The organism is Faecalitalea cylindroides, assembly GCF_028321995.1.
GTDB lineage: Bacteria > Bacillota_I > Bacilli_A > Erysipelotrichales > Erysipelotrichaceae > Faecalitalea > Faecalitalea cylindroides.
The window spans coordinates 49928-74760 of the sequence record NZ_JAQLXG010000012.1; the positions used below are offsets into that span (position 1 = coordinate 49928).

At 31.2% G+C, this 24833-nt stretch carries 16 protein-coding genes and 1 riboswitch; of the genes, 2 read left to right on the forward strand and 14 right to left on the reverse strand.

What is annotated here, in order from left to right:
• The 5 genes from PND65_RS07370 to PND65_RS07385 all read right to left on the reverse strand — a co-directional run bounded on the left by PND65_RS07370 (position 1) and on the right by PND65_RS07385 (position 5111).
• On the reverse strand, positions 1–828 hold the full coding sequence (locus tag PND65_RS07370) for a transporter substrate-binding domain-containing protein (protein ID WP_087159190.1): 828 nt from the start codon (positions 826–828) through the stop codon (positions 1–3).
• A gap of 74 nt (positions 829–902) precedes the next feature.
• A riboswitch (Lysine riboswitch) is annotated at positions 903–1070 on the reverse strand.
• A gap of 104 nt (positions 1071–1174) precedes the next feature.
• Positions 1175–2065, reverse strand: coding sequence for a diacylglycerol/lipid kinase family protein (locus PND65_RS07375; RefSeq protein ID WP_271991184.1), 891 nt, complete (start codon positions 2063–2065; stop codon positions 1175–1177).
• Positions 2066–2069: 4 nt separating this feature from the next.
• Positions 2070–3599, reverse strand: a complete 1530-nt coding sequence (locus PND65_RS07380) for an LTA synthase family protein (RefSeq protein ID WP_271991186.1) — start codon at positions 3597–3599, stop codon at positions 2070–2072.
• Positions 3600–3622: 23 nt separating this feature from the next.
• Positions 3623–4030, reverse strand: a complete 408-nt coding sequence (locus tag PND65_RS09655) for a DUF2752 domain-containing protein (protein ID WP_408611320.1) — start codon at positions 4028–4030, stop codon at positions 3623–3625.
• On the reverse strand, positions 4008–5111 hold the full coding sequence (locus PND65_RS07385; RefSeq protein WP_271991189.1) for a GYF domain-containing protein: 1104 nt from the start codon (positions 5109–5111) through the stop codon (positions 4008–4010). Before PND65_RS07385 ends, PND65_RS09655 begins: the two co-directional genes overlap by 23 nt.
• A gap of 139 nt (positions 5112–5250) precedes the next feature.
• On the opposite strand from PND65_RS07385, the gene PND65_RS07390 reads away from it, so the two are divergent.
• Both PND65_RS07390 and PND65_RS07395 read left to right on the forward strand, forming a co-directional pair.
• On the forward strand, positions 5251–6252 hold the full coding sequence (locus tag PND65_RS07390) for a helix-turn-helix transcriptional regulator (RefSeq protein ID WP_271991191.1): 1002 nt from the start codon (positions 5251–5253) through the stop codon (positions 6250–6252).
• Positions 6253–6314: 62 nt separating this feature from the next.
• Positions 6315–6620, forward strand: coding sequence for an HIRAN domain-containing protein (locus PND65_RS07395; RefSeq protein WP_271991194.1), 306 nt, complete (start codon positions 6315–6317; stop codon positions 6618–6620).
• A gap of 92 nt (positions 6621–6712) precedes the next feature.
• Here the strand turns inward: PND65_RS07395 and PND65_RS07400 are convergent, their stop codons facing one another.
• The 9 genes from PND65_RS07400 to PND65_RS09660 all read right to left on the reverse strand — a co-directional run.
• Positions 6713–8362 (reverse strand): SWIM zinc finger family protein, encoded by a 1650-nt coding sequence (locus PND65_RS07400; protein WP_271991197.1) that lies wholly within the window; start codon positions 8360–8362, stop codon positions 6713–6715.
• A gap of 308 nt (positions 8363–8670) precedes the next feature.
• Complete coding sequence (locus PND65_RS07405; protein WP_271991200.1) at positions 8671–10002, reverse strand: ATP-binding protein; 1332 nt, start codon at positions 10000–10002, stop codon at positions 8671–8673.
• 305 nt (positions 10003–10307) lie between these two features.
• Entirely contained in the window at positions 10308–13076 is a 2769-nt protein-coding gene (locus PND65_RS07410; protein ID WP_271991202.1) for a TOTE conflict system archaeo-eukaryotic primase domain-containing protein, read from the reverse strand.
• Positions 13077–13588: 512 nt separating this feature from the next.
• Positions 13589–14977, reverse strand: a complete 1389-nt coding sequence (locus PND65_RS07415) for an S-layer homology domain-containing protein (RefSeq protein ID WP_271991204.1) — start codon at positions 14975–14977, stop codon at positions 13589–13591.
• Between the two features lie 135 nt (positions 14978–15112).
• Positions 15113–20083 (reverse strand): RICIN domain-containing protein, encoded by a 4971-nt coding sequence (locus PND65_RS07420; protein WP_271991208.1) that lies wholly within the window; start codon positions 20081–20083, stop codon positions 15113–15115.
• 558 nt (positions 20084–20641) lie between these two features.
• Positions 20642–22009 carry a CAP and S-layer homology domain-containing protein gene (locus PND65_RS07425; protein ID WP_271991211.1) on the reverse strand — a complete coding sequence of 456 codons (1368 nt, stop codon included), beginning with the start codon at positions 22007–22009 and terminating at the stop codon, positions 20642–20644.
• Between the two features lie 23 nt (positions 22010–22032).
• Complete coding sequence (locus tag PND65_RS07430) at positions 22033–23232, reverse strand: glycosyltransferase (RefSeq protein ID WP_271991214.1); 1200 nt, start codon at positions 23230–23232, stop codon at positions 22033–22035.
• A gap of 12 nt (positions 23233–23244) precedes the next feature.
• Positions 23245–24360, reverse strand: coding sequence for a polysaccharide pyruvyl transferase family protein (locus PND65_RS07435; protein ID WP_271991217.1), 1116 nt, complete (start codon positions 24358–24360; stop codon positions 23245–23247).
• 309 nt (positions 24361–24669) lie between these two features.
• Positions 24670–24833 (reverse strand): S-layer homology domain-containing protein (locus PND65_RS09660; protein ID WP_408611322.1); only part of this gene is annotated, 164 nt, incomplete at its 5' end.

The following is a 24833-nucleotide window of genomic DNA, read 5'->3' on the forward strand; positions in this document are numbered from 1 at the left end:
TTATTCTCCTGCTGGCTGATTCTGTACAGCTTCGCTCATCCACTCTTTACGAGTCTCTGTATCTAAGTTATCTAAAGCTTCCTGAACTTTTTTGAAGAAATCTGAATCTCTTGTTCCTTCTTTTAATGCGATTGAAACAGTTGTATCCGCTTCAAAACCTTTTCCTTCATCAAATTGAACAACTGTTAAATCTGGGTTTGCAGCAATTACACCTTCAGCAACTGCCATTTCAGCTGTAATACCATCTACATCGCCTTGTTGTAGAGCAACGATCATTTCACCATACTGTTGTTTTGGTGTTACGTGGTTAACGCCCTGGATCTGATCGATCACATCATCGTAGTTTGTTCCTTTTTGACCTACAACATTCTTTCCTGAGAACTGTTGAATATCTGTATATGTTGCTTCTTCACTGTCTTTTCTTACGATCATGATCATACCTTCACTATCATAGTAAGGTGTTGTGAAGTCGGCACCTTCTTCACGTTCTTCATTGGCTGTCATTCCAGCAATAACCGCGTCGATTTCTCCAGAATCAAGTGCTGGTAATAAACCATCCCATGAAATCGTTTTTATTTCTAGATCCATCCCAAGTTCATCCGCAATATATTGAGCGACACGAACATCATAACCATCTGCATATCCACTAGAACCTAAAGGAACTGAAGTATCTGTTTCTTCACTGGTCTTCCAGTTAAATGGTGCATAGGCACATTCCATACCGACTACGAAAGTGTCTTTATCTTCTGTTGTTTCTGTGTTACCTCCAGAAGCACAGCCTGTCAAGGCTAGGGCAGCTACCGCTGCAGCAGCAAGTAATTTTTTCATATCTCTTTTCCTTTCTGAATCGGTGAATAAATAGAAAAGCTATGCGTTATCGCATAGCTTGTAATGTCCCTTCGCTATAAGATAACCCCTCTTCAAAGTTTGAAGGAGTGTATTAGGTATTCCCTAATACCCCAGGGATAAGGTTGCCACCTTATGTCCTTCGGCAATGATTACCTTTCCTGCACTTCTTAGTTTGCCAACTCCATGCAGTACTCTGATGCATTGCTACCTCTATCTTCATCCGATTTACTTGTATGAATACATTATAAATAAATATACTGATATGTCAACACCTTTTTAAAGAAAATGTAAATATTTTTCTTTTTGTTTTGAAAATTCTTTCATCTTAGCAAATAATCTTTAAAGCTCTTGGTACAACCTGTATTTCAGCTTTGTCTCTTTCTTTGCCTTTTTCCCCATCCAAGGTCCACTTCATTGGCTCATCGGCTTCAATCGTTATATGTTTAGCTTGATACCGTGTTACATATTTTCCATTTACAGATGGATTTAAAAGTCCAACTGGATAATTATATAGTTCCAATAAATTTGGCGTATGTTCTACTAAGATTACATTCAATGTGCCATCTTTCATGGCATCATCACTTTTTTCCACAAGATCAAATCCAGAAACACGGACGCCGTTGATAATAAGCCCAAACATTAAATCTTTTTCAATTTCCTGTCCATCAATATTCATCTTTACATGATAGGGCTTTAGATTTGGTAGTAAAGAAACCGCCTTGATGACATAGGCTAGATTGCCTAAAACATGTTTTAATTCCTGGTCCGTTTCAAAAGATACTTCACAAATCATTCCAAAACCAGCCACATAGTTAAAGTATTGATGATTGATCTTACCTAGATCAAATACATCTACTTTTCCCTCACAAACTGTTTTAGCAGCTTCCTCTAAATTGGCACTTAAATTAAAGTTAGCGCCAAAATCATTCATGGTTCCAGAAGGAATATATCCTAATAACGGCTTCTTCTCTAATTGTATTAAAGCATTTGTAGCTTCATTTAATGTTCCATCTCCACCACTAATAACTACGATATCATAATTTTCTGCATATTTAAGAATATAGTCATATGCATCCATTGGTGCTTGTGTTATATATGTTTCCACAAATAAATCATGTTTTGAAAATTGATCCAAAGCATTTAAAATTTGTCCCTTTGAACGATTTTTTCCAGAAACCGGGTTAATGATAAATAACAGTTTTTTTCTTTCATCCATATAACTACTTCTTTCCAATTCCATATAAAACATTTTTATCGTAATAATTTGAATGTTTCTGTAACTGAGCATCCAGCTCTTCTACACCCATGATTTCTGCCAATGTTCTTTCATCTGTAAACAAATTTGTTCCCAGCGCTAATCGATTGGAATCAAAAGTTACACCTAAAGATGCCAAAGTGGTTGGAAATAAATCCACGGTAGATATTATACGACTTTCATTAGAAACCGGCGCTATAGCTGGATTAATGATCGTAAAATATCCTTTTCTTTGATATCCACTTTCCTCAATGGAATCAAACCATGTTGTATCCATGCTTTTATGATCTCCTGCAATTACGATTGTTGTATTGGCATAGAAAGGTTGTGCCTGAATCCAAGATATAAACTCTCCGACATGTCGACTTGAGCAGGAAATGACATTAGAGTATTGATCACCCCAAAGATCAATACATTCCTGACAAGGATATCCACCGGTAAAATGTGTATCCGCAGTCAACATTGTGAAATTAAACGGCTGTCCATTCGCTGCCAAAGATGTCAATTCATTCTTGGCATATTCGAACAGTTTTACATCTTCATAGCCCCACCAAGTATAATAATCTTGTTCTAGCCAACCTCTTTTTTTAACTTCATTGATATCTACAATATTATAGTTACCATGTTGTTCAAAATAGTATTTTCTACCGCCAAATTCTGCATCTGAACCAAGCAACAGTTCATTAACATATCCATTATCTTCTAAAATCTCCCCTATTGAATAAGCTCCATTTAAAAAGTTTCCTTCGCTGATATAGCTATTTCCATCTACAGGAATGTTTAATGGGATTCCACTTGTCTGTCCAACCATAGCAGCAACGGTCCAACCAGCACCAGATAATACATTAAAACCATCATTAGCTACATTGCCTCCTGAAAAAGTAAGATTATTATTAGCTAGATTTGTCAGCTCAGGAATCAAATTATTTTCCATTGCACCCCCATTGGCTATATCTTCATAAGTTGTTTCCATGGACTCTAAGAAAATATAAATCAAGTTTCTTTTCTGCTCTGGGAATGTATAGTTCACACTTTGAGGATTTACATAATAATCTTCATAAATGGTAGAAGGATGAAGCATTCCGTCAATATAATCATCCGCATTGACACTAATTGCACAATATTGAATCCCTAATCCAAAAGAAACCACACTGCATACAACAAGAATCGCATTAATAATGATTCCTTTTTTTGAACGAATCTTTTCTGAAAACTGCGCTTGGATAGTAAACAATAAAACTAATATTAAAGTTAAAATTGTTGGGAATGGTAAGCATTCCTGAATAAAGCTTTGAACATAGTTAACTGTATCAGTGGATTCCACTGGTGCAAGCATATGGAAAATCACCTGTTCAAATGGAATATCACCAAATGTTTCAGGAACCCACTCGGCAACCTGTATTAATAAAAGACCTAAAAATACGAGTAAAACAATGAAAAAATATAGTAAAAACTTTAAAACTGGTTTCGAATACTTTTTCATTTTTTCTTTCATATCTCTACATCCTTTCTAATCATTTAAAAATGTATATCAAAAATTAGACTAAATAAACTTGTTTCATCATAGACCATAGGTATATCAGGAAAAACAAAGATCATACGATAGATATAATATAGAATCATGGTGATCCCCCATATCAATAAAAGTCTATCTCTAATTTTCTTATTCTGTCTATAAGACAAAAAAAGACACACAACAAAAACGATGATCGTTGGTATCAGTAAAGCATGATAATACAAGGAGGTATTAAGGTCTCCTTTTACAAAGAGCCAGTAGCTACTCGTTATTATATTACATCCAGGACAGGGAAATCCAGTGATTTTTTGAATAGGACAGTGGTATCCGATTACAATAACAAAAAGGAGCAACAACAAGATTGCCCCTATTCCACTCACTACTTTTTTAAGCATAACGTTGAATATCATTTAATGTACTTTGAAGGATACAATTTGAGATTAGTCCAAGACCAAATATACAAAGAAGCATCATAACCAAACTATTATCTTCTACATAATATCCATTATCAAATTGTAACTGTTTTACAAGCTTTCCGACTTTCCAATAAAAATAAATTCCATATAGCCCACATGTAACGATATATAATAATATGACCATTCCGGCATCTTGTCCTGTTGGTTTTTGTTGTGCTGCATTCAATGTATTTACATCTTTAGCCAACCGATAGATCCAATATAAATTATAGATACCACAAGTTACAATACTTAAGATAATACAAACTGGAATACTTCTTGTCTCAATAAAAATCTTATTTGTATTTCCATTTGCGTAATTATTAAATCCACCTGATCCAGATCGTCGATCAAATAAAGTAGAATCCTTACAATGGATCCAATCCATCATTCCGGATCTCCATACATAGGTATTTGCCGTAATAATGCCTTCTTTAATAAACTGTACCATTTCTTCTTCTGTATATGGTCCCATTTGTTGGTTTGAGCTGTTAACATAGAACCAAGATGCATCTTCAGATGTAGTTTCTGTTCTTGTATTTGCGTCTCCTTTTTGAAGATATACAGCTAAATCTGAATTCTTTAAATAGATCCAATCTTTTAAACCAGATTTCCATACATAGGTATTTCCATAGATAGTCTTATTTTCAATCAACTCTTCCATTTCTTCTACAGAGAATGGTCCTACAGATTGATTATTTGAAACATAGTACCAAATTTTATTCGAATGAGTTTCTTCCTCTTTTGTTTCTTTAGTTTCTTCTTGAACTTCTTCAACGGTTTCTTCTTCGTTTGTTTCAATTGTTTCTTCTAAAGATTTGGAATCTTCTTTTACTTCGTCCTGCGTTTCAATTTCGTCTTCAGTAACTTTCTGTGTTTCCGGCTCATCTATAACAGTTTCCTGAATCACTTCTTCTTGAATATCTTCTACTTCATTATTTTCCAATTCACTTTCTTTACTTTTCAAAGGAGTCCCACACTCCAAGCAGAATTTTGCATCTTCTGGTAATTCTTTTTGACATTTTGGACAAATCATTTTTGTTCCTCCTTTTTGTTAAAGATATATATGATTATAAACTATATTTATCATACTGGCAAATGACTCTATTAACAATTAACGTTATTATTTACGTTAATAAAAGTACGTGGTATCCTTCAATTAAAGGAGAATGCTTATGGCTTACATTCAAAAAGGTGAAAATCAAAAATTAAAGATGTTATATCTGGTTAAGTTATTTTATGAGGAAACGGATGATCTTCACGCATTGACAATGCCAGAAATCATTGAAAAACTCTCAGAATACGGAGTGAATGCAGACAGGAAAACATTATATAAAGATATTGATGAATTAAAACAATTTGGATTTGATATCATTTCTCAACGAAGTGGTAAAAATTACTATTATTCTTTAGCTAGTCGAGAATTTGAGTTACCTGAATTAAAACTTCTTGTAGATTCCGTTCAGTCAGCTAAATTCATTACAGACAAAAAATCAAAAGAGCTTATCAAAAAATTAGAGTCTCTTGTCAGTAGATATGAAGGAAAGCAATTACAAAGACAAGTTGTAATTGCCGGTCGAGTTAAAACAATCAATGAAAGCATTTACTATAACGTAGACATGATTCATGAAGCAATCAATAAGGAATGTCAAATTGAATTTCAATATTTCCAATGGAATATCCATAAAGAAATGGAATTAAGAAAAAACGGAAAAATTTATCGAATCAGTCCCTGGGCTTTAATGTGGGACGATGAAAACTACTATTTGGTTGCCTATGATGAAGAAGATCAAAAAATAAAACATTACCGTGTTGATAAAATGCTTCATACTGCAATCACCCAGATTCCTCGTAAAGGCCAGGAAGCTTTCGCAAGATTTGAAATGCCAAAATACACCAAAAGTTTATTTGGTATGTTTGGTGGAAAAGAAACCAAAGTTACAATAGAAGCAGACAACGATAAAGCCGGCATTTTAATTGATCGATTTGGTAAAGATATTATGTTATTTCCTATAGATAACGATCATTTTAAAACAACGGTAACTGTTGCGATCAGTAAACAATTCTTAAGTTGGATCATATCTTTAGGATCAGGGATTAAAATTGTTTCTCCAGATGAGGTAGTCAATTTAATGAAAGATGAAATCCAACGTTTATATAACGATTATTTTGAATAAGTCCAATTTTTTGTACACATCTTTCTTTACAATAAAAGTGTAAAGAAAAGGAGTTGTTGTTTATGAAACCAATTTATTTTACCATTACAGGTACAAACCATTATTATGGATCCAGCTTTATGAAGTTAGGTATGCAAGTACGGTTAATTAAAGACATTCATAACGAATTTGATAATGAAGCTATTGCGGTTAAAATGGATGGCTTAGGTAAAATTGGTTATGTAGCTAACAGCCGTTACACCGTTCTAGGAGAAAGCTATAGTGCAGGTCGCTTATATGACAAGATCAATAAAAAGGCAACCGGTACTGTTTTATATGTCTTAGACAATGGTGTTCTTTGCCGTTTAAACGAATTTTCGCTTAAATAGAATTTTTTATTATGAAGATTGTTGACCTTTTTATCCGATGTTAGAGGACTTTTGCCATGAGTCCTCTATTTTTTTACTTTTGATAAATATCCTTACTCATCACTTAAAGCTTGATAAACTACCTGTAGTTCTTCCTGCATCGCCCTTCTTGATGAATATAAGCGACTCCAATGATAAAGCATTTCTCTTACTACTTGACTTCCAGTATCATACTCCATCATATGAATCATCGTATTTGCCCATTCTTTATACACATTTCGATTTGCGACAAGCAATGCATTTCTCTCTAGAATTTCTTTATATGCTTGAACAATAGCTGGCTCAAATTCTTGAGGTATTTGTTTTTCATACATGTTTAGAAAATTAAGATCTGAACGCATTGATAAATTCTTCAACAAAGATTTCCAGTTTTGTTCTTCTACATATAGCTTTAACAGAAAGTCATCATAACTAAATTCTGAAAATATCTCAAAACGGACTTCTCGAAACTCTTCTTTTGAATATAGATTTTTCAGTTCTCTATATGTTTCAATATCGCGATAACTCTTTATAAGTTCTCTTAAAAAGACTTTTAATGTTTCAATATCTTCTTGATTTATCAATAATTCCTTATATAGAAGTTTATATCTTTTTCTTGGACCATATTCTTGGCATGTCTTTAAACTTTCTTCTAAGAGCTCTCGAGCTTTTGCATACTGTTCTTTATCCATGAATCGTTTGATTTGCCAATGTTTAATACAATCTAAATTTTGATGATTTTGTATCATTGCATCTAGTATTTGTTCATTTAACCCTTTTTCATAGGCCAACTTTAAAAACAAGCTCACAAAGTTTACCGCTCTTTGTTTTAAAGCAGGATAAATATTATATTCTATCTCTTTTGTCCATAGATTCATTTCATTGCGAAAAACATCTACATACTCCATGTTGTTAAAACTTTGAACAATGATATCCATAATTTCATCACGTTTTTCAACACGATTTAACAAATATATCAGCATATTTTCTTTATGATTCTTTTCTAATTTTTCTAAGAAATGCTTAATTTCCTGTGAAAGAAAATCAAAGGAACAATTCGTCTCATATGCCATTGCATCAATTAACCATTGTAAAAATACGGTTCCTTTTTCCAGTTCATTATGATCAATATATAAAGATATCATTCTATGAATATATTCATTTAATTCTTGTTCTTTGTCTGGATTTCTTATTAGCTTCCTTGCATCATTCATATATGAAGTTTGAGATAATTCAATTAATGAAGTCTCTAGTACATCTTTATACATAGACTTATAACTAGGATCACGCTTTAATACTTCCTGTGCTAAAAATCGTAGTTTCTCAATATCTGTTTCTTCTTTCAAAAGATTTAAAGTTATATCATCTACCGTCTGGCTGTCTCTATAGCCATACACCTCATCATATATATCTACATTTTCATAATCATAGTCATAATAATATTCATCTTGATACTCTTCAGCTTCACATTCCTCTTGTGTATATTCATATAAAGTTGCCGCCATATGTTTACATAAATGACCATCTTGAGCATATGGACAACTACAATACATTGAAATCACTTCATCATTTTCAATGTCAATTACTACTTCATATTCTTCAGTTCCTTCAACAATAGATTTAATATGATCATCATAAACCTTTAAATCTTCTACTGCCCCAGATAAATAATAATTATATCCTCTAACTAATATTCTCTCTTGAAATTTTGATTGCCACTCCATACATATCCTCTTTCTTTCAATTAATTGATCTGTTTGATTAGCTTAAACAGCTAAATATTTAAAACATCTTTTTCCAATTAATTCTACAAAATACTTATTCAATATAAGAATCAAAGAATGTAATAAGACATGCCTCAGCATATTTATAAAATAAACATACCAATTTATCCTAAGCAAAGGCATCATTGTAAACATAACCCCCCTATTCGGATATTGTTTATTAAAATAAAATGAATAAAACACACATCAAATTAGAATCGTATAATCAAGAATAGTAGTATCATTTCTAAAAAGCTGATCAATTCATGTTAAGCTTTAATAAAGTATCCCCCTGTTTTCTTTGACCCTCTATATTCGATATATCCATGTATCTTTCTTTTTATTGAATTTCTTATTTGATTTTCATTTACCCGAATATTGTCATTCGTTAAGTTTCGTAAAATCTCTGGAACTTTAATTCCCGGATTATTATGAATGGCTTTTAATATTATTAAATCCAATTCATTTATTCGGTCATTTATTTGGTCATTTATTTGGTCATTTATTTGGTCATTTTCCGAATAATTTAAATTTGGTAAAGTAACATAGAAGAAATTCTCCGTAGCCTCAAATACTGGTTGTTTTTCTTCATTTTTATAAGCATCAAATGTTCTTGGTATTCCTGTTCCGAAATTTTCAATCAGCCCTAACTTATCAAAAATATTAACTAATTTATGATTACGATAAGTCTGTGTTCCTTTCATAATTTCTTCCATAGAGGCATTAAATATACCTCCTGGGCTTGTAATTTTACATCTGTCTTCAAAAAACTCTACCTTAATATTTGATCGAATAAAATAATCAGCATGTACAAAAGCATTTAAAATCATCTCTCTTAATGATGCTCCAGGATAAGAAACTTTTTCTTTTCTTCTAAAGCTTTTGATGTCAATTTTTGCAGAAACATCATTAAGTCTATCAGCTTGTTCCTTTACATGATGAAATAAATCAATGAGTGAACCTGTAAACTGTTTCTTCAACTTAAAATTTCTATCTTTATCATATTCAGCAACTTTTACAGTAACGTCAGATTGATCAGATAAAATAAAGCCTAAATTAGTGTATTTATCTTGTGAATTCTTAATCCCTAAAGAAACCATATTTCTTTCAGTTAATTCCATGTTATTTTGATTGAATGCTCTTGTTAAAGCATTAAAAGATAAATCTTGTTCTTCTGAAATATCATTTTCGTAAATATATTTTTTAGAAGACATGATCATTCTAAGTATTTCATCTTCATTTGCTTTTCTAATACTTCGACCTACTCTTTTATAAACACCTGCAGGTTTTGGGCCTTTTTCTCTCAAATAATAAGGTTTGTCTTTTCCTTCATCAACTTCAATTACCAATACACCATCATCGTTAAAATAATGCTTAATTAAATGAGATGGAAGCGGGTATATAGTATCTTGTAGCCAATTTGCTACTTTAGTATCAATAAAATCCTTATCTTCTTTTTGAAATGGAGTATAGATACTACCATCATCTTCTACACCTACAAAAATACATCCATTCATCGTATTCAAAAAAGCTACAATCTCTTTCTTTATAACATCAGTGAGTTCTCTTTTTAGTTCAATATCATCTTTTTCCTGATACATTTTTATTTCCTTTCATACATTTATTTAGTCATCCTTAATAATACCCATTTTAACATGTGAACTAATAAATCAAAAGAATATAATAAATAGTAGGTACTATACACATCTAATAGTTTGACCTCATGTATCAACTCCTTTATTCAAAGATATAGATAGAATAATGTAATCAAGCAACACAACAACATAAAAAATAGCATGTTTTCTTGTATTTCACACACATTTTAACAGGATGTTTTTTTATTTTCTCACAAAACAAAGTTATTGTATTCTATAAATTAACGAGAAAGATTTTTTCATATATTGATTTAAAACAATGTAAGATCATCTCTTTTTGAAGTAATCGATATTTCCTTCAATATGTCATCAATTAATTGATTATCTGAAATTCGAATTCCATATCCATCTGCCTTATTATACCCAAAAATATCAAAATCTAAATTCCAAACTGTCTGTCGATCAATAACTACAAAATGTTTATTATGCTCAATAAATTGGTAACTCGCTCCAATTCCAGAAATATGTTTTAATTCTGATTGCTTGTTTTTTAATGTATCTGATAGTACAAAATAAATCTTGATGCCTTTTGAATATTTATTTGATAATAAGCTAAAGTAATCTTTTATTTTAGACAACAATAAAGCTGTTGTAAAAATAACGATTTCCTTTTTAGTATTCTCTATATCCTCTATCAATTGACTTTTAACTTCAGAATTTTCAAATAGCACCTGTTGAATCGAAGATTCTTTTGTCTGTTCATAGATTCCATATCCAATGTTCTGATAATGTTTCAATCGTTTATGAAACATAGTCTGCATCATTGGTATTTGTACATCTACATAATCATATACCTTAACAACATCTTTCCCTTCATCATTTCTTTGGATTCTTCCGGTATATTGAGTAAGTCTTGATTCTCCAGATATTGGCATTGTTAAAAAGAGAGTTCTTAGTTCAGGTAAATCAAAGCCTTCCCCTAATAATGTACTAGTCGCTAGAAGTACATAAGATTCATGAGAATCTAATTCTTTTATTTGTTTCATGATTAGATCTCTTTGTGACTTCTTTTGTTCTCCTGTCATCAAATACACACGTAGAGCTGCTTTATTCAACATATCTTCAATTAAAGATAAATGTTCTTTTCTTTCCGATAAAACTATGATTTTACTTCCTTGATTATATTCATTTAATATATCTTTAAAAATCAATTGGTTTCTAGCCATATCTTTTATTAGTTCATTACATATTTCTACAAAACCAGCTTTTCTATCCAACACAACTGAATTCGTAATTCGTGGAATCAGAACTTGGCTAAATCCATATGACCCTTTCATCTGTAGAGAAGATCTTTCAAATCGTTTTGGACCACAAAACATATATATGACTTTTTCTAAACCATCTTCTCGTTTTGGAGTAGCTGACAAACCATATATTCTCTTAGAACTTGCATTTCGTAAGATGTGAGTAAATGTATCACTTGCAGCTCTATGACATTCATCCACGATAACCATTCCATAAGAATTTAAAAAATCATCTAAGTTCTCCATTCTTGATAATGAGGAGGCAGTCGCGATATCTATGTTTTTATTGACTCGTTTCTTGTTTCCATTATACACACAAACAAATTCATCTTTCTTTTTAGAAGCTTTAGGATACTCTAAAAATTCATTGATACTTTCCAACCATTGATCTTGAATTGGTTTTGTTGGAACAATAACTAAAGTGCTGACTTTAAAATGTGAAATCAAATAAATACCAATAACCGTTTTGCCAAAGCCTGGAACGGCTTTTAAAACTCCCATATTATACTTTATCATCTTTTCAACGGCTGGTTTTTGTTCCGGCTTTAACTCACCTTTAAAATCTACATCTATTTCATGCCCTTCACTTGTTACATCTTCTATATCAAAATGTGTATCTCTTAATACAGACATTAGTTTATCTTTGGTTCCTCTTGGCAAATAAATATATGTATCATCTTCCTCATAATAAGATAAGATTCTTGGTGTATTTTTATAATAAATTGGTTTATGTAATCGTTGTAACTCGTAATATGCAGGATTATACATAGATGAAATACGCTTGATCGTATTATATGTTAAAGAATTAAGATTCTTCTTTTCTATCATTAATGCAGTATATTCTTTTCCAACTATACGATCCACATATTTTTGACTCACATTCAAATTAAAACACATCTGGTCAGAATCAAAGAAATAATCATTCTCTGTATTATATTCTAATATCTTCTCAACTTCTTCCTGCGTTATCTTTTTTCTTGTTGTCAAATACTCAATAGGATTAAAGTAAGGCTGTTGAAGTTCATTGATAAATGTAGTATTGCCTTGTGCATAGGAAGAATAGCGCAATGGTAGCGCAATTTGATTGCCAAAACCACCTTCTGGTAAATAATCCTGATTAGGAAACATACGGTCGAAAGACTTGAATGTAATTCTAGTGTTTTGTTTCATGGTTTCCTGCAACAAGAATTCGCCAAATCTTCTAGCTAGTGAAGCTTTGATGTTTGTCGAAAAAAAGAACCACAAATGTCCACCAGCACCTGAAGCAGATCTTTCCATCACTGGTTCTAATCCATATCGAACAGCAACTTTAAAAACAGAATACATGTCTTCAAACCAGCTATCATCGTCAAAATCTAATGCGAGAAAATAACAAGTGTTGTCTTTTAATAGTGGATATATACCAATTCCCAAATTCTTATTTGTTCCTTTAAAATGGTCGATTATCACTTCCTTAGTTAATGGAGCCAAACTTTTAATTGGACAGTTCCGACAAGCATTAGTTATCCTCCCTTTTCTGCATCCATTTTTAAATTCATTAAAACACACTAAAGTCCATCCAAATTTATTTTGTTTATTACTAAAGTAACGCTTCTCATATACATCTAGTCGAGGTTTAAAATAATCCATAAAAACGGCTATTTTTTGATTTCTATCTAAATGTTTCTCATTTGTTATAAAAGTAATCCCTCTTTTATAAAGTTCTTCTTTTAGCATCTGATTTTCTTTTTCCAGCATTAATATTCTTTCTTTAAGTTGTTTTACAGATTCATTCACTATATTTATCTCCATTATTAAAATATGCAATTCTATCAGCTTTTCTTAGGTAAATTGTAGTATGTTTAAAATTGGATTCCAAATAAAAAGAAGAGAAATTTTAGAAAAATCACTTTCTGATATTTAATTATTTCAGGATTACATTGACTCTGGACTTCTCTATTTTTCTTGTCCTATTTTTATGCAGTCTTCAAAAAAAATCGAATAAAAGATACTGACAATTTAACAATCAAAACAAGAAAAATACAACGAAAAAGAGATGTATTCCCTGTAGTCTATACAACCACAGTTCTACATCTCTTTTGATCTTCTCAAATTTTAACGAAACCTTCAGGCCCCAAATTAGACCCCAATTGTTTACGCTAAAACCCTAAATGATTTTGGATACCCAATCAGTGGATAACACCCTTACGATAATTTAGAACGCTCACGTAATTCAACTAATATAGTGTAACTCTTTTAAACACAATAATTTGTTGGTGATTTTCAATCTAATTAAATGATCTTATCAATCATTTATAGTTTTCAACAAATCGCATAATGATCGTTGCACATTCAGCACGGCTCGCATTCCCCTGTGGATCCAGCTGGGTTTCATTGTATTTCCCTGTGATGATCCCTTCTCCTACTGCCCAGGACATTGCTTCTTTGGCAAACTCATTTACATTGCCAGCATCTGTATATTTACTTATGTTGGCTCTTGCACTTGTATCATATCCAAGATAATTCGCATATCGATACATCATCACGGCCATCTGCTCTCGATTGATATTGTCTCCAGGACCAAACTTTCCTGTATCCTCGTATCCTGTGACCACTCCAATATCACTTGCCCATAGGATCGCATCCGTATACCACTGATTATCGGCTACATCTGGGAACTTGTTCGTATATTCCATATCCGGTGAACCATTCATCCTATGCAGGATAACGGCAAACTGTGCTCTGGCTAAATTTTCATATGGTCCAAAGGTTGTTTCGTTCAATCCTGTCATTAGTCCATTGTCATAGACATATTTTACAGATTCGTAGAACCAGTCTGTCATATAGACATCATGAAAAGGTATTTCTGGTTTTCCATAATCAGGATCTTTTACAACATAAATTGGTAGACATGAAACACTTTGTACACCATTAGATTCATATATTTCTGCAAAGCCAAAAGCATCATCATAATGTCCTAAATCGGCTAATAAGAAGCCTTCTGGAATTAATGGTATTAATTCACTTTTCGTTATTTTCTTATCGCCATTCAAATCATATTGTTCGAAACCTATTCTATTAGCAATAATCACTTCTTCATCACTTATAAACTTCATCGAAAACATCAGCATGCTTTCAGTTTCTTTTTGAATATGTACTGTAGCTACATCATTCACTATAGGCCAAGAGGTTTCTAATGTATAATATCCTTTTGGCATTTGATAGCTAACCGAAGCACCAATTCCACTATAAACAGTAATATAACCTATGCCTCTGGTACCCATTATCGCCTCTGAAATCAATTCATTCGTCTCAACGTCCACATATTGAATTTTTATCTGTCGGGGATCATTCTTTGTTACATATTCTTGTTTTATTATAGGTACATGGCATAAATTACCTGCTGCTCCCCAACCTGATTCACAAGCTAACACATATCCTTCAGGCATATATTCATCTATATTAAAGATAGAAAAATCTTCAATATAGATTGATTTTACTACTTTATTTTCAAGAACGTCTTCAAAAATTAATTGAGCAGGATGTGTTTCTACTTCATCCTCTATCACTGTTTCATCAATCGTTTCAGAATTCTCCGGTATCTTAGTTTCTTCTGCTTTGACCAATTGAACTTGTGAAAGACCTAAAATAATAGAAAAGATACTACAGAACACTAGCCTACTTACTTTTAACCTCATTAAAAATCTCCTCTTTGTTAAATATATCTATATCAGTATGCAACTATAGCCACTTAAAACTACACTCAGATCTAAAGCTTTAAAGCAAAACAATAAACATTATCATTATTAATCTTTAATGTTTAATTATAGTGACTAATTAAAGAAGTTATATACAAGAGATGATATTGATCGTATAACATTTTGTGCATTAGATGTAGATTTTAGATTTGTTGATAAAACACTTAAAATATATGGTCCGCTTGGAGCATATATAATCGCTACATCATTTTCTGTATTATACAATTCTCCTGTTTTATTTGCCGTAACTACTCCTTGTGGGACTCCAGCCGGAATTTTCCATGTTCTTTGTTGTTGTTTTAATAAAGATAACATTCTATCTGAATATTTTAAATTACCATAGTAAATATCTGATAACATCTTTGTTGTATCCCTAACAGAAGTATAATTACCATATTCAACTGGAATCATGCTAGTTGAATTATAGCCGTGTGCTCTACTCCAATTAGTAACTAAGTTTGTTCCTGCAGAATAATTGCCATATCCTAACATAGTCACTAAATTCACCCAGGCATTGTTATCACTAACAGTTATCATGCTATGAAGTTGTGAATCCACATAAGATTGTCCATAACGAGAAATCATTGATTCATAATTATCATAGACGGCTCCCATAACAAACATTTTCATTACACTTGCTGCTTGTATCTGTTGATTTGAAACATCAATAGTTGGATTTTCAGAATTTAAGATTTGAACACATACCGACCATGTTTCTCCAGCATATGTATGAGAAGCAATATATTGAGCTATTTGATCTCTTAATGCTCCTAAAGTATCTACTACTTGAGTTTTACCACTTCCAATTTCTCGAATGATATCGCCATCTAGAAATACCATAACCTTAGAAATATACGTTCCTGCCTGATATCCAAATTCAGAGGCATTGATTTTTGCTAGATAACTACCATCACTCTGCCTTATTCCTTCAAACCATTTAACATTATTCGGATTTCCATCAATATATACAGGTACCCATACTCTCGAAATAGTTGCATTTGATACAAGACTATTTACTTTTACATTATATTGTCCATAAGAATTAGATTTTTCGTCTATACTTACAGTACCTACATCTAGAGTGATATCGTTATCAGCTAATATGTCTCTAACAAAATGAACAGCGAATCGTTGAGCTTTGGAACCATTATTATCGTAAATTTGAACCTTTGTTCCATTAATAAAACTTCCATTTACTAAATCAAGGACTTGATTTGGGTTTGTACAAGTGACAAATTTTATGGTTCCTTCTTCATCTTTTACCGCAATCCATTTTTGATTATTTGAATTATTCAATGATTTGATCACAACCATCCCGTTTTCAACTGTAAGATATTTATTCGTACTCAATGTCATTATCGTTAGATATCCATTTTCATCTTTACGAATCTTCCACTGTTGAGCTTTCGAGCCATTTCCTTGATACAATTGAACACTATTCCCACTAAAATCTGCATCATTTACCAAATCTAATACCATGTTTGTATTCGATGCTAATTGTACAATATAGATTCCATCATTAATTACATTGATATTATCTTGAGCCAACTGATCTAATCGTTCTTGAAAAGTAGCATATTTTTGAAAGCTCCATCTTTGTGCATTACTGTTGTTTGATTGATAGATTTGAATATTCTTACCGTTTTGTGCTGATCCACTACTTAAATCTAAAACGTAGTTTGAATCTAAAGCAGATACGATCTTGAATCCTTTGTCTGTTGAAATAACGATCCATTTTTGTGCATACGATCCATTATAATCATATAACTGAACATTCCCACCATTTTGAATAATTCCACCATATACATCTAATACTTTATCAGAACCTAGATTTGTAAAAATAACATATCCTGTTTCATCATGAGTAACGATCCATCCTTGCGCTTTTGAACCATTATCTTTGTAAATTTGAACATTTGCACCATTGTTTGTATATCCATTATAGACATCAACTACATAATTACCATTTACAGAAGAATTGATAAAATATGTTCCATCCTTTAATACATCTTTATTTTCTGATGCTAATTTATCCAATCGTTCTCGTAATGACATATAAGTTTCAATTGTCCATCTTTGCGCTTGGCTATTATTTGAGCTATAGATTTGAATATTTGATCCATTGCTAATACTTCCTGATGCTAAATCTAGTACTAAGTTTGGATTTAATGCAGAGATAATCTTATATCCTTTATCAGTAGAAACAATAATCCATTTTTGTGCATAAGTACCATTATACTGATATTGTTGCACGTTTGCTCCTGATATCGCTTGCCCATTAACAATATCTAAAACTTTTGATGATCCTAAATTCTTAATAGTCGCATATCCTTTTTCATCAAAAGAAATATGCCAGCCTTGTGCTAAAGACGCATTATCTTTATATAACTGTACGTTTGCTCCATTATTCTTTGAACCTGAATTAACATCAATTACATATACATTATTTAAAGCAGAAGAAATAACGTAATCACCTTCTGGTATAATATCTTTATTTTCTAAAGCAAGTTCATCCATCCTATCTCTAAACAATTCATATTGTGTAAAGATATATCTTTGTGCTTTCGTTCCATTACTATAATACAATTGAATCGGTGTTCCATTTGAAACAGATCCATTATAAAGATCTAAAACAAGAGAAGAATTTAAAGCTGAAATTAATTTGATTCCCGATTCATCTTGAATTGCAATCCATAATTGAGCTCTAGATCCATTAAAATCATATTGCCCAACTAAAGCTCCAGATGTATTTTGTCCATTTTTTACATCTAACACTTTACCAGTGGATAAATTCTTAATAATCAAATACCCTTGTTCATTATGTGTAATACTCCATCCTTGGTTATCAAATCCAGTGTATTGATTGATTATGATTGTTGCACCATTTGCATTGGAATTGTTAGAAACACTAACTACTTGCTTATTGTTTGCTTTACTTGCAATCGTATAATTTCCATCACTAATAACATTTTTATTTTCAAATGCCATTTCATCTAGTATTTGAAACATCGTTTTTGTTTTTTCAAATTGCCATAATTGAGCAGGAGTGCCATTAAAAGAATATAATTGAACGATGCTTGAATTACTAATCTTTCCACCTAATATATCTAAAACTAAATTGGAATCATAAGCAGACGCTATAACATATTTACCATCTACTAATTTGATCATCCATTTTTGAGCTAAAGAATTAAGTAAACCATTTTGTTTAATCACTAGGCCATTTTCTAATAAATACATTTCATCTGCTGCAGTTAAGTATTTATTAGAATTTGCATTTTTAATTGTATAATATCCATCATCTTGTCGTTCAATGATAAATTTTTGAGCTTCTGTAGCATTCGATTGATAAATTTGTAATACGCCACCATTAGATGTAGAACCATTTGTAATATCTAATGTCATATTATTATCAGAAGCATTTTGAATATAATAAACACCATCTTCAAAGATTTGATCAATAATATCAAAGAATGCAGTAAGAATTCCTGTATATCCATTGATTCCAGTAATTGTTACTTGTCCTTTTCCAACATTTGTATTATTCGAATAAGTAATTGTATAATCTCTACCTTCAGTTAAGGTAATCGTTCTACCACCCACATCAAAAGTAATGATTGCATTTGGAGCAATGGGTTGTCCTGTATAAAATTGATCTCCAACATGAATCGTACCAAAATCTTCTACAGATACGTATAATAATTTTTCCGTTAATTTACCAAGCGAGAAGAATGGACCAAAATCATAATTATCTTCAATAGCTGATGATCGTTGATTCCATATAGTAGATATATGATATCTACCATTTTTAGAAGATCGCAATGGATCATATACATTACAATATCCATTTTCATCTATACCATAGATTAACAATTCATGCGTATAACCCGGATTAACAAAAGTACCTGCACCAACAGCACCAACAATAATTCTACCTTGTTGCAACTCATTTATGATTTGTTGATAACTCAGATTATTTCTATAATCTATACCAAAATAATTTGTTAAAAACTTCCAAGCATCTGAAGAAGAACCATACAAATCACCAATATTGTACAAGCCTTGGGAATGTAATAAACCACCTATATCATTAGGAGTATAATGAGTCCCTAAATAATGATTAATGACAGATGCTGCAACAGTTGGCAAACATCCTGTAGAAGCAATATTTCCAAGAGAACCTATCCAAAATGACCCCCATCTTGGATCTGTTTGATTTAGATAAGGGATATTATAAATATATGATTTTATAATTTTTCCTGTTGAATCCGTAGTAATTTCAATATCTCCAATTCTAAATGTTCCTGTTTTTAATTTCCCTTGATTATCGTAGTACCTTACTACATCACCAGTTTGTACAAATCCTGTCCGCATATAACCTGTTGTAGCATCAAAATAATACCAACTTCCAGCTATATTTACATCTCCAAATAATTGAATACCCTTATCATCAAAATAGCCATATTTTTGTTCATTTTCATCTGATGATAAATCAACAATTCCTTTCAAAAGCATCCCCGTATTTTCATCAAAATAATAATTAACTCCATCAATATTGACCAATCCATGACTTATTTGACCATTTTGATAATACTGTGTCTTATCTTCATTCCAACCAGAATTAACAACTGTATTCTCGATTAAAGAACCTTCATTATTTAAATCATCTTCTGTTACCAAAGGAAGAGATTCTTTTTCATTATTTACTAAATCATTTTCATTCTTTTCATCATTTAAGATTGTATCATTTACTCCATCATTTAAAACAGAATCTTCTTCTTTTTCGGTTAAAGTGGAATCAAGAATTCCTTGATGACCTTGTTCTTCTGATTCACTTTCACCATTAATATTATCTTCAACAATCTCTGTATTCTGTTCGTTTGATACTTCATCTTCAGTTAAAAAAGTATTTTCTAACAGTTTCTCCTCAATAATCATTTCTTCTGGAGTTTTTTCGTTTGCCCATACTATACTCGTTGACCCAAACAAACCTACTGCCATCCCAAAAAACAAAGCTACATAAAATAAATTATTTTCTTTTTTCATAGTTTGTACCATTTGTTATTTCAATTTGTAACCCCTTTCTATAATTTTATTATACTCATATTCATTTTATTTTTCAATAGATGTATAAAATTTTACACGAATAAAAAAAGACATTGGAAATACACCCAATGTCTCTTAATAACGGATATGTAAATAATCATAGGGTCATTCTTAAAGGAGTCTCTAAATTATCGTAGGATCGTGCTTGTCCCATTTTTTCTATTTTTGTTTTTATTAAGAAATCAAAGAATATAAGTTAAGAAAAATCAAGAACAAAGCAAATGATTACCACAACTTCAAAAGGTATAGAAATCAATGCCTATATGCGATAAACCAAGTTGAAAAGCCAAGTATAGAAAAATTGAAAAAATAGGAATAAGGGATATAAACGAACAAAACATAAAAAGCAGAAATAACCAATGTTTCATAAAAAGGGTGCTATCTCACCTAAAGCGGTGGATAACACCCTTTTTTAGAAACCCTATGATAATTTAGAGCTCGGTAATCATCTATAAAACCCTACGATTATTTAGAGTGACTTAATAACATCAACAGTATTTATTCTAAATACATTTCAGCAAATCTTGTCAAAATAATTGATGCTTCTGCACGTGACGTATTTCCTTGGGGATCTAAACGCGTTTCATTATCTTTTCCGGTGATAATTCCAGTACCTACTGCCCATTGCATCGCTTCCTTAGCAAAATCGTTTACACTTTTTGCGTCTGTAAATCGACTAAAATCAGCTTTTGTGGAAGTATCTAATCCACGATAATTTGCATAACGGTACATCATAACCGCCATTTGTTCACGGTTGATATTATCACTTGGACCAAATTTACCCGTATCTGAATATCCAGTAACAATACCTTTTTCGCTTGCCCAAAGTATTGCATCTGTATACCATTGTCCAGGGGCAACATCTGGGAATATATTTGTATATTCAACGCTAGGTGTGTCTTCTAAACGATGAAGGATCAATGCTAACTGAGCTCTTGCCAACGGATCTCCAACGCCAAAATGTGTATCTGTTAAACCCGTCATAAAGCCATAATAATATGCTGAGTCAATAACGCCTTTTGTATACCAATCATTACCAACATCGTCATATGTATGCATTATAACAGGTATATTACCTACTTGCCCATTATAACCTACCGTTATATATTGGCTTCCGGCAACATTCGTATTAAAATTTGAATCATACATCCCCATTTGGACTGGCAGATAACTATATCCATGATCATTACATTTAACAATTAAAACCAAAGACATATCATCTACAGATGTTCCAACATGGAACGTATTATAACCGGCTCCAACATTAAAGAAATATCCAATGATGTCTGGAGAACATGTACCAACAAATAACTGAGTCCAATAATATCCATAAAAAGAATCTCCATTATAATTATATCCTGCACCCAAATGAGAAAAATCTGCGTTCAATATGTTATTTCGATGACCTTCACTATTCATCCATTCATTAATTGTCCAATAAGGATCTGGTAGTCCTGCTGCAATGTTTTCACCAGACAAACTATAAGGGATTCCTTTTTCATGCAGAATACTAAAACAATCACTTCCATTTGGTCTAGTATGATCAAATAAAGCTGCTAGTTCTTGCGATCTAATATCAGCTGCATTTTGCATAACAGCAGACATTGATAAAGGTTCTAAGCCGTTCGCTAAGCGCTGATAATTTGTTCCTTTTAATATATGCCATTGATATGAATTATAAAATGAAGGGGCTTCAATAGGAATCTCTTCATTAGAAAACACCTTTATACCATCTGTGCTAAACTCTTTAACTCCTGATTCGACGATTACAGGTTCTATTTCCTGTGCATACACCACAGATGATGAAAAACTGAGTGCAAACATTGAAACGAATGAAACCATTTTAAACATTTTTTTTCTAAACATAACGACCCTCCTTTAGTTATTTTTCAATACTTATTTTTGAAAGTATTGTTTATTTTTCTTAATGGTTTTGTAATTTTCCAACTCATTGAATTAGTCATATCATCAATTAATTTTTGTTGATTCTCTTTTAATTCAAGTAAAGCTGAAATATGATTTTTTTGATGTTTATTTTCTTCTTCGAGAGTTTTAATTCGGTTATTCAAATTCTGAATTTTCTCTTCATAATTTCTTTCTCCTACCATTTGTGCATTTTTATTCATTTCATAATAATCTTTCGGAGCAAAATCAAACTTTTCTTCTAGAAGATTAAACATTTTTTTATCATTTAAATATTTTTCTAAAACAAACATCCCTAAAATTGGATTTTTATTTGAATAACCTATACATTTTGATAAAAGAAAAGCTTTTTCACATTTTAATTCATTCTCAGTATGCGAGTTTACATTTACAAAATATTCTCCAAAAGCATGAATAAATAACTCATCATCCATATCATCAAAATAATGTGCTCTTATATTCATATGCTCATTAAAGAAGCGCATTTCTTTTTCTGGATCTGTTGAACTATTCTGATTCTCTATCCGTCTATATCTACATAAAGGTTCTTCGATGAAATCAAATGTGTAATGTTTAGACAATCGAACAAAAAAATCTAAATCGTGTGCTTGTACATAAGCTAAATTAAAATACCCGACTTTATCCAAAGCAGACTTACGATACATCATTGTTGATTGAATCAAGGAATTCCCAACAAAGAAGAAAAACCTTAACCAATCTTTTTGATCTTTTTGACGATGATTGTACAAATCATAAAGATCTTTTATTTTATCATTTACAACCGTATTTGTTTCATCAATAATATCTAGTTTAGTAAAACTAACATTGGCATCAGGATGTTCATCAAAAAATTTCACTTGTTTTTCAAGTTTATCTTTCCGCCATATATCATCACTATCCAATCGTGCAACAAGCTCTCCATTTACTTTTTCCAATCCGCGATTAGTAGCAATACATATATGACTATTTTTAGATAAAAATATCGGTTTGATTCTAACATCATCGTAACTTTTTATAATATCCACTGATTTATCCGTAGATCCATCATCAACTAAAATTAATTCCCAATTTGGATAAGTTTGTTGAAGAACACTTTCAATAGAATCTCTTAAAAAATCTTCATGATTATAATTCACCATAACAATACTAACCAATGGATTATTCATGACTCTCCCTCCTTATTTATTCCCACTTTCATTAATAAATAAATCAAAAAACTTAAAATGATTTTTTGAACTATTTTTTTTTATAGCAATTTGATTAGATGGTACAATCTCAATATTTCCAATTAAATCATCAATCGATACCTTTTCTAATTCTTCTAAAGAAGCATAATTCTTTAAATTCATATCCTTTAAAACTTGCAAGGTTTTATTATCATAAACAATCGGTAAAACTGGTTTATTAAATAACCATCCAAGAATAATACTATGAAATCGAGTCCCAACAATGATCTCTGATTCTTTAATCAAAGAAATGCTCTCCTCTATATTCCCATTATAATTATTAATTTCTATTTTATCTTTAAAACAATCAAAATCATGCGTCTTTACAATCTCATTTATTTCATAAAAATCACCCTGTGGTTCACAAAAAGATAAAAATGTGATTTTATATCCTAATTCCAAATATCTTTTCGCAAGTTTTTGAATAAACTTCCGATACACTTCCCAATATTGTATGATTGCAAAATTATCATTTCTACCAGCTAAAGAAATCGTAGAAAATAATACACGATGTTCTACATTTGAGGAATTATCAGTTTGATAATTAAAAACAACATCTGGAGCATAAACTACATGTGGAATATCTTTAAATTTATTATAAGAATAATAATCTCTAAAAGAGACACCATCATATGTACTTAAAAGTTGATGATAGTCCAAATAATATTGCTCATCTTTATAGGGGCCAAAATTTGAACCAATTAAATATACTTTCTTGCTAAATTTACGCAAATCTTCATCTGCTTTTAAAAAAGCGGAATAATCATCATTATGTTGAATAAAAACACTACCGCCAATATGAACCGTTGCATCACATTTTTCCATCAAACGTTCCATAAACCCATTCTTAGTCTTTTTAATATGTTTTAAAGTTTTATTCCAAAACTTAACCTCTTTATCCTCTGAAGAATATGTAATAAGATTTTTTATATCTTTAAAAGCTTTTTTATAAAAATTATCTGCATATAAATAAAATTGTACACTAGGATATCTATCACATAAGATTCTGACCATCAAATCATCACCCAAATTCTGTGCCATATATGCATATACAAAAACCTTCTTCATATTAACCCTCAATTCAAATAAATATTTTTTTATTTGAGAACATTATATCATAAAACAAACCTTAAACATAAAAATCAGGATCTATTAAAGACCCTTATATATGAATTTAGTATAACTAAGAATTATCTAAATATGTATAATTAGCATTTTTTTAATTACATAAAGCGTATATTTTAATATTATTCGTTATTTTTACCGCTAATTAGAGTTCATTTTATAAATCTTGATTTGACTTTCAGCGTGCATTTTCTTTCATTCGTTAGTCCTTTCATTATAATAATATGTTTCAAATTCATTCAAGCTTGTGTTTCATACATCAACAAAATAATCAAAGTTGACCCTTGCACTTGTATCATATCCAAGATAATTCGCATATTGATACATCATCACGGTCAACTGTTCTCGGTTGATATTGTCTCCAGGACCAAACTTTCCTGTATCGGTATATCCGCCTACAACACCGGCTTCATTGG

Excerpts from the sequence above, each read along its gene's own strand:
- PND65_RS09655 (WP_408611320.1), bottom strand. The coding sequence starts at position 4,030 with ATGATATTCAACGTTATGCTTAAAAAAGTAGTGAGTGGAATAGGGGCA.
- PND65_RS07370 (WP_087159190.1), bottom strand. The coding sequence starts at position 828 with ATGAAAAAATTACTTGCTGCTGCAGCGGTAGCTGCCCTAGCCTTGACA.
- PND65_RS07435 (WP_271991217.1), bottom strand. The coding sequence starts at position 24,360 with ATGAAGAAGGTTTTTGTATATGCATATATGGCACAGAATTTGGGTGAT.
- PND65_RS07430 (WP_271991214.1), bottom strand. The coding sequence starts at position 23,232 with ATGAATAATCCATTGGTTAGTATTGTTATGGTGAATTATAATCATGAA.
- PND65_RS07390 (WP_271991191.1), top strand. The coding sequence starts at position 5,251 with ATGGCTTACATTCAAAAAGGTGAAAATCAAAAATTAAAGATGTTATAT.
- PND65_RS07415 (WP_271991204.1), bottom strand. The coding sequence starts at position 14,977 with ATGAGGTTAAAAGTAAGTAGGCTAGTGTTCTGTAGTATCTTTTCTATT.
- PND65_RS07425 (WP_271991211.1), bottom strand. The coding sequence starts at position 22,009 with ATGTTTAGAAAAAAAATGTTTAAAATGGTTTCATTCGTTTCAATGTTT.
- PND65_RS07375 (WP_271991184.1), bottom strand. The coding sequence starts at position 2,065 with ATGGATGAAAGAAAAAAACTGTTATTTATCATTAACCCGGTTTCTGGA.
- PND65_RS07395 (WP_271991194.1), top strand. The coding sequence starts at position 6,315 with ATGAAACCAATTTATTTTACCATTACAGGTACAAACCATTATTATGGA.
- PND65_RS07420 (WP_271991208.1), bottom strand. The coding sequence starts at position 20,083 with ATGAAAAAAGAAAATAATTTATTTTATGTAGCTTTGTTTTTTGGGATG.
- PND65_RS07380 (WP_271991186.1), bottom strand. The coding sequence starts at position 3,599 with ATGAAAGAAAAAATGAAAAAGTATTCGAAACCAGTTTTAAAGTTTTTA.
- PND65_RS07400 (WP_271991197.1), bottom strand. The coding sequence starts at position 8,362 with ATGGAGTGGCAATCAAAATTTCAAGAGAGAATATTAGTTAGAGGATAT.
- PND65_RS07405 (WP_271991200.1), bottom strand. The coding sequence starts at position 10,002 with ATGTATCAGGAAAAAGATGATATTGAACTAAAAAGAGAACTCACTGAT.
- PND65_RS07385 (WP_271991189.1), bottom strand. The coding sequence starts at position 5,111 with ATGATTTGTCCAAAATGTCAAAAAGAATTACCAGAAGATGCAAAATTC.